12 protein-coding genes are annotated in these 12071 nt (G+C 60.5%); 6 read left to right on the forward strand and 6 right to left on the reverse strand.

The window, feature by feature from the left end:
* Window positions 1-47: 47 nt before the first annotated feature.
* The 4 genes from NUW12_07915 to NUW12_07930 form a co-directional block, all read right to left on the reverse strand.
* Complete coding sequence (locus NUW12_07915; GenBank protein ID MCR4402697.1) at window positions 48-881, reverse strand: carbohydrate ABC transporter permease; 834 nt, start codon at window positions 879-881, stop codon at window positions 48-50.
* An 8-nt stretch (window positions 882-889) separates the two neighbouring features.
* Entirely contained in the window at window positions 890-1765 is an 876-nt protein-coding gene (locus NUW12_07920; protein ID MCR4402698.1) for a sugar ABC transporter permease, read from the reverse strand.
* Between the two features lie 150 nt (window positions 1766-1915).
* Complete coding sequence (locus NUW12_07925; GenBank protein MCR4402699.1) at window positions 1916-3103, reverse strand: ABC transporter substrate-binding protein; 1188 nt, start codon at window positions 3101-3103, stop codon at window positions 1916-1918.
* A 441-nt stretch (window positions 3104-3544) separates the two neighbouring features.
* Window positions 3545-4798 carry an amidase domain-containing protein gene (locus NUW12_07930; GenBank protein ID MCR4402700.1) on the reverse strand — a complete coding sequence of 418 codons (1254 nt, stop codon included), beginning with the start codon at window positions 4796-4798 and terminating at the stop codon, window positions 3545-3547.
* A 126-nt stretch (window positions 4799-4924) separates the two neighbouring features.
* Between NUW12_07930 and NUW12_07935 the strand changes: the two genes are divergently transcribed.
* The gene (locus NUW12_07935; protein ID MCR4402701.1) at window positions 4925-5350 is read left to right on the forward strand and encodes an EamA family transporter; all 426 of its coding nucleotides are present in this window, start codon (window positions 4925-4927) and stop codon (window positions 5348-5350) included.
* A 146-nt stretch (window positions 5351-5496) separates the two neighbouring features.
* Here NUW12_07935 and NUW12_07940 read toward each other — a convergent pair whose 3' ends face one another.
* A complete protein-coding gene (locus tag NUW12_07940) occupies window positions 5497-5655 on the reverse strand; it encodes a helix-turn-helix domain-containing protein (protein MCR4402702.1) in 159 nt (52 codons plus the stop codon).
* 277 nt (window positions 5656-5932) lie between these two features.
* Here NUW12_07940 and NUW12_07945 point away from each other — a divergent pair, with 277 nt between their 5' ends.
* The gene (locus tag NUW12_07945; GenBank protein MCR4402703.1) at window positions 5933-6397 is read left to right on the forward strand and encodes a MerR family transcriptional regulator; all 465 of its coding nucleotides are present in this window, start codon (window positions 5933-5935) and stop codon (window positions 6395-6397) included.
* Between the two features lie 12 nt (window positions 6398-6409).
* Window positions 6410-7741, forward strand: coding sequence for a type I glutamate--ammonia ligase (gene glnA, locus NUW12_07950; GenBank protein MCR4402704.1), 1332 nt, complete (start codon window positions 6410-6412; stop codon window positions 7739-7741).
* A 282-nt stretch (window positions 7742-8023) separates the two neighbouring features.
* Here glnA and NUW12_07955 read toward each other — a convergent pair whose 3' ends face one another.
* Window positions 8024-8491, reverse strand: a complete 468-nt coding sequence (locus NUW12_07955) for an RDD family protein (GenBank protein ID MCR4402705.1) — start codon at window positions 8489-8491, stop codon at window positions 8024-8026.
* 328 nt (window positions 8492-8819) lie between these two features.
* Here NUW12_07955 and NUW12_07960 point away from each other — a divergent pair, with 328 nt between their 5' ends.
* The 3 genes from NUW12_07960 (at window position 8820) to NUW12_07970 (ending at window position 11958) form a co-directional block, all read left to right on the forward strand.
* Complete coding sequence (locus NUW12_07960; protein ID MCR4402706.1) at window positions 8820-10043, forward strand: D-alanyl-D-alanine carboxypeptidase; 1224 nt, start codon at window positions 8820-8822, stop codon at window positions 10041-10043.
* A gap of 86 nt (window positions 10044-10129) precedes the next feature.
* Window positions 10130-11119, forward strand: coding sequence for a 4-(cytidine 5'-diphospho)-2-C-methyl-D-erythritol kinase (gene ispE / locus NUW12_07965; GenBank protein ID MCR4402707.1), 990 nt, complete (start codon window positions 10130-10132; stop codon window positions 11117-11119).
* Between the two features lie 56 nt (window positions 11120-11175).
* Window positions 11176-11958, forward strand: coding sequence for a nucleotidyltransferase family protein (locus tag NUW12_07970; protein ID MCR4402708.1), 783 nt, complete (start codon window positions 11176-11178; stop codon window positions 11956-11958).
* Window positions 11959-12071: the final 113 nt, after the last annotated feature.

Genomic DNA, 12071 nt, shown 5'->3' on the forward strand with positions numbered 1-12071 from the left:
TGTCATGGGCTATGGCGCCCTGCCCGACCCTCGCCCGGGGATGGAGATCACTTGGAGACCCACCCAACCATCCCCTTGACGTAGTAGCGTTGGAGGAAAGCGAACACCAGGACCGGCGCGAGCATTACGATGATGGTGCCCGCGGTCAGGACCCCCCAGTCGATGTGATACATCCCTCTGAGAAGGGGGATGCGTTGGATGGCGAGGAGTTTCTCAGGCGAATAGATCAGGATGAGCGCCAGGAAGAAGTCGTTCCAAACCCACATGAACTGGAGAACAGCCGAGGATACCAAAGCCGGGATGCACATAGGCAGCACTATCTGGAAAAACACCCTGAAGTCGGACGCTCCGTCCACCCGGGCAGCTTCCTCTACCTCGATGGGAAGCGTAGAGAAGAAGTTCCGCATGAAGAACAGGATCCACGGGATTCCCCAAGCGGAGTGTACCAGCACCAGCCCGAGGGGTGTATCGACAAGGCCCAGGTTCTTCATTATCCGAAAGATGGGGACGGCTATCATCTGCTGCGGGACGGTCATGAGCATGACGATGGTAAGGAAGAGGTACGTCTTCAGAGCGAACCTGAACCGGGCGAATCCGTATGCTGCTATGGCAGCAACGAAGAGAGGCATTATGGTGCCGGGGACAGTGACTTTCAACGAGTTGATCATGCCCTGGGAGAGCGGGGCGGCCGGGTGGTTCCACGCGCCGACGAAGTTGCGCAGGGTGGGCGTGAACTCCTCGAACCTCCACCAGCCGTGGATGATCTCGCTCAGCGGCCTGATGGAGGCCATGAAGACTCCAAGGAACGGGATTATCCACACGAGCCCTATAAACCACGCGAACGCGTCCCTGGACAGCGCTGCTATAGCTCTTCTTCGCACCTTCCTGCTCACCTCGCCTCTCGCGCGGACCTTGCCATCATCGGAGCGGCCACGAGAGTGGTCAGTGCCATCAGCACGCATGCAACCACTGCCGCGCTATTCGAATTGAACTCCCGGAACGCGTAGAAATACATCTGAAGCGCGAGCACGTTGGATGCTCCGCCCGGACCTCCCATGGTCGCAGCGTATACTACGTCGAATATCTTCAGGTCCCACAGGAAAGTCATCGTCACGACCACTTCGGTGATCGGCTTGAGCAGCGGGAAGGTTATCCTAAAGAACATGGAGAGGGGCGATGCCCCGTCTATCATGGCTGCTTCATAGACTTCCGATGGGATCGTCTCCAGCCCCGCCGAGTACAGCACCATACCAAAGGGTACCCACAGCCACAGGGATCCCAGGATGAGCGAGAAGAGGGCGGTCTCAGGATACGCCGTGAGCGTATGCGGGGTTCCGCCTACCAGCCGCACGATGCCGGGGACTATCCCTATGCTGCCGTCGAACATGAAGCGCAGGATGATTCCGCCCACTATCATCGGCGTGACCATTCCAAGGAACACGATGGACTTGATCACTGAGCCTCCCCTCACGCCTCGTAGAACGACCGCGAGAGCGAGTCCCAGAAGCACGGTCAATGGGAGGTGGATGACCAGCCACATGAAATTGTGTATTAGAGCCCCGTACGGGAACCCTCTCTGCAGTCCCCTTGGATCAACCATCTCCGGTTGTCTTAGGACCTCGGCATAGTTTTCGAGGGCTACGAAATCACCCTTCGGTGAGAGGAAACTCAGCCAAACGGTGCTAACGACGGGATACACCACGAAGGAGGCCAGCAAGACCAGGGCCGGCAGGAAGAAGACCGGGCGGAGCAACCTCTCTTTCATGCTCAGAGCTCCTCTCCTCGCCCGCGGCGGGGCAGACACATTACTGGTAGTCGTGTTCATATCCTGACCGGGCGCGGCAGAGCGAAGGCCGCGCCCGGTTCACTCGTTCGTCAACTCAACACGGAGTACAACCGCCGGTCAGCGCCAGCGTCACGGGGCCTTCTTCTCGAGGGTGTCGAGCACCTCGGCGTACCTCTCCGGCCTTACCCACATCAGCTTGAGCTGGTCCCAGAACGTGGGCTGCCACTCGCCTCCGATGGTGTCGTCCATGTCGGACAGGGCAACGCGACCGGTGAGCAGCTCCGCTACGCCCCTATCGACAGGCGGATAGGCCTCGAGGGGTACCTTGACGTAGGTGGCGATATGCCCACCCTGTGCCACCTGGACCTCCTGCCCTTTGGTGGCAAGGGATTGTATGAGTTTCTTCGCTTCCTCAGGGTTCTTCGAGTACTTCGGTACGAAGGCGTAGTCGGCCCCGAAGACTATGCCCCTTGCGCCAGGCAGTGAGAAGACGCCTAGGTCGTTCGGGTCTTTCACCATGCCCGTTATCCAGCTGCCCATGAAGTAGAGGCCGTAATCGCCCTGCCACCAGAGTTCCAGAGCCTGGGTCCACTCAATCGGCTCGCTGAATCGCTTCGCCCGGAGGAGAGGCACGAGCCTGCCCTCGAATATGCCTTTCACAACGGGGTCCGTCCACGCGATCGCGCCCTCGGTCAGCTCCTTGTGGAGCTGTGGACCGCCGAACGTCGCGATGAAATGCTCGGTGACGTCAGAGAGCGGCCAGCCCACGCCATCACCGCTTACAATGGGAGCCTTGATGCCAGGAATCTTCGCTATCTTGTCGAGGAGCGCCACGAACTCCTCCCAGGTCTTGGGCGGGGTGAGGCCGTGCTTCTGGAAGAAGGACTTTCGGTACCAGAAGCCGGGCTTCACCTTGCCCGTGTACGCTATGCCGTAGACCTTTCCGCCCACTTTGAGGCTGTCCAGAGCCCCGGGCAGGTAGTCAGCGTCCTTGACGACACCCGTCAGGTCAAGCGCGTGCCCGGCTTCGCCCTGCTTGGCTATGAACCACGCCCACATGAAAATCACGTCGCCAGGCGCGGTCTTTGCAGAGAACTGGGCCGGCAGCTGGGCTGATAGATCCTCGCCGCGGTAGATCCGGTACTCCACCTTTATGCCCGTCTCTTTCTCGAACGCCTGAAGGACCGGCAAGAACGCCTCCATCTCCGCCCCGGACCAGGGGCCGATACACGTGAGAGTCTTTGTCTCAGCGGCAAACGCCGCGCACGTAGCTACCAGAAACGCCGCGCACGCAACGAGCAAAACCCTTTTCAACACGTTCTCTTGCCCTCCCCTTTCCTTCCGAGATGTCTCGACTCCACCGACTTGAGCACCGCGACCCTCTACCAGCTCCACTGGGTCCATGCGACCTGTTCCGCTGTCACCTCCCCGGCGCGAGGCCCTCCTCGGCCCCCTGCGGCGTTCCTTCCGCACAAGGCTCGAAGGAGCCACTGCGCTCTGACTCTTCGTCGCGAAGGCAATCAAGGTTTCTCGCTGTGGCAGTGCACCCCACCACAGCGGAGTGTTGCAAACGGTTGCACGAGATTCACGAAACCGAGTTGCGGCACAGCTTAAGAGCGCCGTCAAGCCGTTTGGCCAGCGGAGTGCAACCGGTTGCACTACATCCTCAATAAGCATTCGTCGCTTCCTTACGGAATCCTGCCGCCGCGGAGGAGCGCGCGAGCGTTTTTTTGTGTTCGCGGTCATGGTCGTTTCCGTCTATCTCGTTATGCTGAGGAGCCAGAACACCGTGCCTCGGTCCCAGCCGAGGTCCCACGGCACGTGGTATCTATCCGCGGTGTGGGAGTTGACTACGATGTATCCGTGGGAATCAGTTCCCGTCACGATGGCCAGGTGCTGTATTCGTCCTCGCTCCTCATATGCGACGATGTCACCGGGGCGAAGGGCTCCGACGTGCCCGTTCGCCAGTTGTCGCAACGGCGCGGCGACTTCGGGGTACGTGCCACGGGCGAGCCTCGTGGCGCGCCCGCTGGCAATCAAGTACCCTACGAGCGCTTCCGCCTGCGCCCAGGCGCGGCTCGGGCCGGCTCCGGGCCCGGTGAGAGTGTAGTGCCACGTCCAATCCATGGGCAGGCCTCCCGCGTCCGCATCTCCAAGCACTTGAGACACGAAGTTGGTGCAGTCTCCTCCCAGACCGGTGAAGTCCTTGTACTTAGGATTGTATTCCCCATCATTTCCGCCTCCCCAGGCGAACCCGCAGTACCGGTCGGCGTAGGCGACGGCCCGCGCCCTGTCGTATTGGCGAACGGAGGGGCGGACGGGGCCTTCATGGCCTCCGGGCGACGCGCTGGTGCCGGCGGAATGGGGTGTGTCGGTCGACTCGCGGGAGTGCCCGTGTTCGCCGGGCGCGGGTGCCTGCGTTTTCGGAGCGTGGCCTTCAGTCGGGTCAGGGCTCGGTCTCACGTCCGCGACGATGGAGTCCTCGTCTAGGGGATCCGTGTACCAATCTCGCCTTACGAGCCACGTGCCGTTCCGCCTCACAAGCTCCACGGAGTGGCGGGTTCCGATGCCGAAGTTGTCGGGCGGAGCGTGCGGGTCGGCATCGTGCACGTACGCGAAACCAGCGCTCTGCCTAAGGCGAAGCCACGCCGTGTCGCCTCTGACCTCGACAGCATCCACCTTGATACGTGCTGAGGCGCCGACGAATCGTACTCCGCGCGCCTTGCTCCATGCCTCGACATATCTCGTGCGGCGGTGCTCGCGGTCGAGAGCCCACCTTCCGTAGGCGGACTCCAGATCGTAGTGGCTCGCGAGATTGCCAGTGTCCCCCCGGACGATCGCCTGAGCACGGTCGCGGTAGAGCGCGTCGAGCCTGGCTGCGATGCCGGCTTCAGACACGATGGAAGGGCTGTCCGTGGTTTCCACTAGCGTTGAAACGGCAGCCGCCATGCAGGTCGCTACCGCGAGAAGATACACCATGGCGGGTCTGCGGTTCAGCACACAAAGCCTCATGCTACACCCTTACCTCTCTCCGGTCTCCGGCTCTTGGCCCGGACGCATGGTCTAGATCCTTTTCGGTTCTCGTTGATGTATATGCCCGGCTGGGAGCGAATAAAAGACTGGCGGGAGAGAGATGTGATGTGGACCGTCCTCGTTGCGCTGTTCGGGGCCGTTTGCTGGGGGATCGCCCCGGTCTTCGGAAAGATGGGCCTAGCTAGGATTGACCCCGTCGCCGGCCTATGTCTTCGCACGCTCATCGCGTCCGTCATCGTGTCAGGCTGGCTCTTGATCGGCGGGGGGTTGAGGACGATGGAAACGGTCTCAGGCAGAGCGTCGCTTTTCATCGCTCTTGAAGCCGTGCTTGCGACGCTCGTAGGTGATCTAGCGTACTACGCGGCACTGAAGTGGGGAGGGGCAGCTCAGGTTACACTCGTGATGTCAGCCGCCCCTCTTTTCACACTGGTAGTCGCTGTGGTGTACCTCCAGGAGTCCGCGACGTGGACCCAGGTGATCGGCGCGGTGCTCATAGCGTCTGGGCTCTTACTTGTAAGCCTTGGCGCCTGAACCTTTCCTCATTGCAGGCGCGTTCTCTGGCGCACCACGCTGCTGGGTTCCGGGGCGGCGACCGCCGTAGACGTCTGAGAGGGAGTGCCGCCCCCCAAGCGGCCGGTGGACTCACCGTGCCGGCCCGCCAGAGCCAAGCGGACGCTTCAGCGAAGAGCGGCCACTATCCGCTTTTGCTGCTGCGGGCGCAGCTTGATGAGACCAAGCTCTGCCTTGACGATGGTCTCTACGGGAATCCCCGTCCTCATCGAGACCTCTCTGGCGCTCAGGCCCGCCTTCTCGCGCAGCTTCAGCAAGGGGGTCATGGTGCCGCCTCCCTCCTCAACACGGTTTCGAGCTGTATGGTGTCCTTTGGTGGTTTGCGCCATGATTTCACGATAATGGATTCCATTGCCATTATGGACGGGTCTTCCATAGTATATGCCACCGTCTCGGGAGAGAGACCTCTATAGTCACTCTTCTGTAAGCACTCTGTTGTAATCACTCTGTCGGAAGGCTCGAAAAACGAACCGAAGCCTATTGACACAGGAGATGGCGGACTATAGAATATGCCCAAATACGAATGATGTGAGGAAACCTCACATGATTCGGCCGGGTGACCGACGAACTGACGAGGGGGGATGGTACATAATGGCTGTCTCGCGGGACGCGCCCATCTACACCATAGGTGCGGTGAGGCGGCTTACCGGGCTTACGGACCGGCAGATACGTTACTACGACGAGACAGGCCTCGTCGTGCCGGCGAGAACCCCGGGAAACCAGCGTCTCTACTCCGAGGCTGACGTGGATGCGTTGAGGGAGGTCAAGCGTCTGCTGGGTCAGGGACGGCGGATCGAAGAGGTGAGGTCGATGCTCTCCCTTCGACAACGCTCCCAGCCGGCTAGCCTGGGAGAGCTCATGAAGTCGAGCGACGCCGCGATGCGCTTCGGCGGCCCGGTTTCGCTCAGATCCGTGTACCCGCTTGCCGACCGTCCCGAACTACTTCGGACGATCGACATTCGCAGGAATCCGGCCCCTTCACGGAAGGCCCCCACACGTGACGAATGAGGAGGAATCGTAATGCCAGGTCTCACCAAAGAAGACGTGCTCAGGAAGGCGGAAGAGCTCAATGTGAAATTCGTCCATCTCCAATTCACTGATATCCTCGGTGTCATAAAGAACGTCGCGATTCCCGTGGAGCAACTCGGCAGGGCGCTCGATGGCGAGATCATGTTCGACGGGTCAGCCATCGAAGGCTTCGTGCGCATCGAAGAATCCGATATGTACCTGCGGCCGGATCCTTCTACTTTCGTGACGTTTCCTTGGAACGGCCAGGACGCGGTCACGGCCAGGCTCATCTGCGACATCTACAACCCCGACGGCACGCCGTTCGAGGGGTGCCCGCGGCATACGTTGAAGAAAGTCTTGGCCGAAGCGGAGGAGATGGGGTTTACCTTCGTGGCCGGTCCTGAGCCGGAGTTCTTCCTGTTTACCAGGGATGAACAGGGCACGCCGACCACGAAAACCCACGACCAGGCAAGCTACTTCGATCTTGCCCCCCTCGATCGCGGCGAGCGGGCACGTCAGGACATGGTCGTGACCCTTCAGAAGATGGGGTTCGAGATCGAGACCTCCCATCACGAGGTGGCTCCCGGGCAACACGAGATCGACTTCAAGTACACGTACGGCCTCACCACGGCCGACAACGTCGCCACGTTCCGTTTCGTAGTGAGAACCGTGGCTCTCGCCCACAACCTCCACGCGACCTTCATGCCGAAGCCTGTTTTCGGAATCAACGGTTCGGGAATGCACACTCATCAGTCTCTCTTTAGAGGCGCCGAGAACGCGTTCTACGATCCGAGGACCCCGAATGGGCTTTCCGAAGTCGCGCTGTACTACATTGGAGGTCTCATGAAGCACGCCAGAGGCTTCACGGCCATCACTAATCCCATCATCAACTCGTACAAGAGGCTTGTTCCCGGATATGAGGCACCCGTGTACATCGCCTGGTCGGAGAGGAACAGGAGCCCGCTCATCAGGATTCCGGCCGCTCGAGGAAAGAACACGAGAATCGAGCTAAGGAGCCCCGACCCGTCGTGCAACCCATACCTGGCGCTCGCGGTCACTCTGAAGGCCGGACTCGACGGGATAAAGAACAAGATCCTTCCGCCGGAGCCGATCAACCTCAACCTTTACGGGCTATCTCCCGCTGAACGAAAGGCAATGGGCATCGAGAGCTTGCCTGGCAGCATCGTGGAGGCGATCGAATGCCTCAGGGCTGACGAGGTCATCACCGATACCCTCGGACCGCACATTGTCACGAGGTTCATCGAGGCCAAGGAGATCGAGTGGGACATCTACCGCACGCAGGTGCACCCTTGGGAGATCGAGCAGTACCTGAACGTGTTCTGACGGTGTGGCTAAGGCCCTCGGGTAGCACGCCCGTTTCGGGGCCGCGTGCCCCTTTGAGGCGGCACGACAAGACAGCACGACAAGACAGCGCGAGGTTCTCCTGAGGAGGAGCAAACAGACGCCGGGCGAAGAGGGCACGGACCGACCGGACTTGCCGCGCGAACCGGTCCGTGCCCTCCGCTGTCATCCTGCTTGCGCTGAATCGGGATCCCGAGGGTCCACGCGCGTGCGTCTTGTCAGCCGTGCGTGCGTCTTGTCAGCTAGTCCTGTATCTATCGCCGGTCATGCTTTCGAAACGCTGGACGGTGTGGATTCCGGAGCCAGGACCACCTGAGTGTTCGCCCACCTGTCTCCAAGTCGACGCCCATCGGCGTCTGTAAGGACGAGCACAACCTCTATGAAACCCAAGATGCCTCCGATGAGCGGTGCCAAGAGAAATCCGAGAGGGGGCAGGGCGGCAAAGAGCGGGCCGACTGCCAGCGTGACGTTGCGTTTCACCGACATGCTCACGTCCACATCCCCGCCGGCGAGGTTCGCCACTTGCAGGCCCATGAGCTTCTTCCCGATGCTCTTGTTCTTCCATTGAGTGTCCTTCGTCAGCTGAAACACGAGAGCGTCCTTCGTGAGAGTGTACGCAGCTCCAAGCAGACCGCCTAGAACCGGGATGACCATCGAAAGAACACCAGAGATGACCCCGTCGATGAGGGCAGCGAGGAACCGTTTACCAAGGTCAGCCTTTGGGTGACTCATCAACTCACCTCCTATTGCGCTCTGAGGGAGAATATACGCTAGCGTCCGCGGTTTTCCTCTGTTTTGGGAACCTGCGCGTATTGCAGATGATCGGCTCCAACGTTCAGGGGCAAGAGCGTGCCCAATGGCCGTGCCTCGGGCGAGGATGGAACGGCGGCGCCACGTCTCGGGTGTATAGCCCGTCCAGAATGGGCACATTATGGAAGGAAAAGAGCTGTGGATTCGAGGAGGAAGAACAGAAGCTCTACAGAAGAAAAATAAGGTACGTCGCTCTTCATGAAGCGTCCGCCCTGCAAGGGAGCGCTTCTATTGTGAGGTGGTTAGGGACATGACGTTTTCAAGGAACCCATGGCGGAGAAGACATCTAATGCTTGCTCTTGACGGTGTAGCAGCGGCGTTCGTTATGGCTGCGGCTGCGCTGATCACGTCGCTTTCGGCACAAGCAGCTGTGCCACCCGTGCTCAAGGCGCGCTCGGCTGTACTGACCAGCGCGGAGACGGGCCAGATCCTCTACGAGAAAGAGGCCGATCTTCGTGTGGCGCCCGCGAGCATAACCAAGGTAATGACGATGCTTCTCGCCATGGAGGCCGTGGATTCCAAGAAAGTCAGCCTGGATGACATGATAACCACCAGCACCGAAGCAAGTCAGATAGGGGGATCCCAGATTTGGCTGGCTGAAGGAGAGCAGATGAGGCTCGGCGATATGATGAAAGCCATCGCGATCGTCTCCGCCAACGACGCGGCATATGCGGTCTCGGAGTTCATAGCTGGTAGCGCCGAGGACTTCGTGGACCGAATGAATGAGAAAGCCAGGGACCTGGGGATGAGTGGCACACACTTCCAGAACCCCGACGGCTTGCCGGCTCCAGACCATTACACCACAGCCCGGGACATCGCCACGATGTCCCGCGAACTGGTTACGAAACACCCAAAGGTGCTTGAGTGGACGAGCACCTGGACCGACAGCCTCGAGCGCAAGGGCGTGAGGGTCAGGCAGGAGGAGTCCTTCCTAAGGAATACCAACGAGCTCATACTGCGGTATCCGGGAGCGGACGGGCTGAAAACGGGGATGACCGATGAGGCGGGTTACTGCTTGGCGGGCACCGCAAAGCGAGATGACGTGAGGCTCATCTCGGTGGTCATGGGGCTTCCAACCAATCAGGACCGTATCGAGGACACGATAAAGCTCCTGAACTACGGTTTCCGCGAATTCGACCGCGTGGCCGTGGCGAAGAGAGGCGAAGTGGTGGGCGAGGTGAGGGTGCCCAACGGGCGGCGCGAGGACGTTCCCGCCGCGGTGAGCACGAACTTCGTGGTCTTCGTGGACAAGGGCAAGAAGGACTTCGTGGAGACGGCAATAGTGTCTCTGGAGCGCCGCGCCCCAATTCGGCAGGGGGAGAAGCTGGGCGCGATAGTGGCGTCACTGGAAGGTCGCGAGATCGCAAGGGTGGACGTCGTCGCCGCGGAAGACGTGCCTAGGGCGAACATCTTCACGGTTATAGTCCGTGCGATCCGCGACTTCTTCAGGAACGTGTTCCGGTTGGGTAAGTAGGGCCTCCTGAGGTCTGGCAGATGACTTGCGGACGTCGCTCGAACGAAGCAGGAGTTTCGTGCGTTTCGCATAATGTACTAGACGCAATGTCTAGAGTGGAAGACAAGAGACTCCTGATTATCGCCAGGGCCAAGCTCAACCTCACCCTCGACATCCTCGGCCGCCGTCCCGACGGATACCACGAGCTCGAGTCGGTGGTCCAGTCCATTGATCTTTACGATGGTGTAGCGCTGGGGTCGACACCCGCGCACCGCGTGTCGGGGCAGGGAAGGGAGCTCGGTGTTACCCTGGCCTGCCAGAACCCGCTTGTTCCCCTGGGGCAGGAAAACCTCGCATTCAAAGCGGCGCTTGCTCTTTCGCGTCATGTCGGCGTAGGGGCGGCGGTATGGATAGACATAAAGAAGAGGATCCCGGTGAGCGCCGGGCTTGGCGGGGGAAGCGCTGATGCGGCGGCGGTGCTTCTGGGCCTTAACGAGCTCTGGGGTCTGGGCCTTGACGATGCGGAGCTTGCCGCGATCGGTGAGACGGTTGGGGCGGACGTGCCGTTCTGCCTCACAGGGGGAACCGGGGTCATCAGAGGCAAGGGGGAGAAGATCGAGAGGCTTCCCGCCCTTGAGAACGTGTGGTTCGTCGTGGTGGTCCCCGAAGGCGGGATCAGCACGGCTGAGGCGTACGCAGCATATGACCGACTAAGTGCGGACGAGTCGGATAGCGCCACTCAAGTCGGTGGTGGAGGCGGCCCGCGGGCGGGGTGTGCCACGCCTGCGATGATCCGGGCGGTGGCCGAACATGACCTGCGACGCGTTGTGTCGGGGATTTCCAACGACTTGGAACGCGCCGCCGCAACCATGGTTCCTTCGGTGAGGGACGCAAAGAAGGCGCTGCTTGAGGCGGGAGCCTTGGGCGTGGGGATGTCCGGCTCTGGCCCGGCTGTGTTTGGTATCGCTGAGGACGAGAGGACTGCAAGGGAGATAAGGCGCATCGTCCGTGAGGCATACGATACCACGTTTGTATGTTGTTCGTCCCCGACGGGGCTGGAAAGCATTTCGGTACGGCACTGGAAACGTCGCGACTGAAAACCTTGGCAGTAACGTAGCGGGACACCGTAACTGAAAGAGGAAACGTTGCGGTCGTGACTGGAAAGGAGACGGTACGCGTGGTCGATGCCGTGATCCTGGCGGGAGCCGACAACGATGGGAAGCTTGCTGGATGCGACAGCGCTCGCTATGAGGCCCTCATCGACATCGCCGGAAGACCGATGATCCATTACGTACTCCGTGCTGTTAAGGGATGTTCGAGGATCGGGCGGGTGGTCGTGGTCGGGCCCAAGCAGGCTCTGGCGCAAGTCATCTCGTCCGGGGACGCCATTCTGGTGGAGCGGGCGGGTTCTATCGTGGAGAATCTCAAGGCCGGCATGAGGGCGCTGGGCTCGCCAGAGAAGGTGCTCATTGTCACGGCCGACCTACCTCTCCTCACTACGGAGGCGTTGGAGGATTTCTTCCGGAGAGCCGACGCTAACCCAGCGGAGATCCATTACCCGCTTCTCCGAAAAGAGACGAACGATTCGAAGTTCCCAGGAATGAAGCGCACGTACCTCACTGTTGCCGAAGGGACGTTTACCGGCGGAAACGTCATACTTGCGTCGCCATCGGGGCTCGAGGCATGCGGCCGGCTCTTGGAGCAGGCCGTTGCCACTCGAAAGAAACCCTGGATGATGGCAGCGTTCCTCGGTGTGAGATGCACGGTCAAGTTCGTCTTCAGGCGTTTGTCCATCCACGATGTGGAAAGGCGTCTTCACGCGATCGCGGGCGTCAGGGGCGTGGCCATCATCTCTGAGTTCCCGGAGATCGCCGTGGATGTGGATAAGCCGAGCGACCTCGAGCTCGTGAGGAAACTAGTGACTTCTCCCGCTTGACCGCTTCCCCGCACGGAAGATACGGGTCCGTGTTGGCCGGAAAGCACAAATTGCGATTCCGAGCCTGCCAGAAGAAGGAATCTATGGATGTGTGTGGAATACTCATCCCGGAA

It is taken from the genome of Bacillota bacterium (genome assembly GCA_024653485.1).
In the GTDB taxonomy this organism is placed as follows: Bacteria; Bacillota; SHA-98; order UBA4971; family UBA4971; genus UBA6256.

Coding starts and splice junctions, on each gene's coding strand:
- NUW12_07920 (MCR4402698.1), bottom strand. CDS start 1,765: ATGAAAGAGAGGTTGCTCCGCCCGGTCTTCTTCCTGCCGGCCCTGGTC.
- NUW12_07930 (MCR4402700.1), bottom strand. CDS start 4,798: ATGAGGCTTTGTGTGCTGAACCGCAGACCCGCCATGGTGTATCTTCTC.
- NUW12_07935 (MCR4402701.1), top strand. CDS start 4,925: ATGTGGACCGTCCTCGTTGCGCTGTTCGGGGCCGTTTGCTGGGGGATC.
- NUW12_07940 (MCR4402702.1), bottom strand. CDS start 5,655: ATGACCCCCTTGCTGAAGCTGCGCGAGAAGGCGGGCCTGAGCGCCAGA.
- NUW12_07945 (MCR4402703.1), top strand. CDS start 5,933: ATGATTCGGCCGGGTGACCGACGAACTGACGAGGGGGGATGGTACATA.
- glnA (MCR4402704.1), top strand. CDS start 6,410: ATGCCAGGTCTCACCAAAGAAGACGTGCTCAGGAAGGCGGAAGAGCTC.
- NUW12_07955 (MCR4402705.1), bottom strand. CDS start 8,491: ATGAGTCACCCAAAGGCTGACCTTGGTAAACGGTTCCTCGCTGCCCTC.
- NUW12_07960 (MCR4402706.1), top strand. CDS start 8,820: ATGACGTTTTCAAGGAACCCATGGCGGAGAAGACATCTAATGCTTGCT.
- ispE (MCR4402707.1), top strand. CDS start 10,130: ATGTCTAGAGTGGAAGACAAGAGACTCCTGATTATCGCCAGGGCCAAG.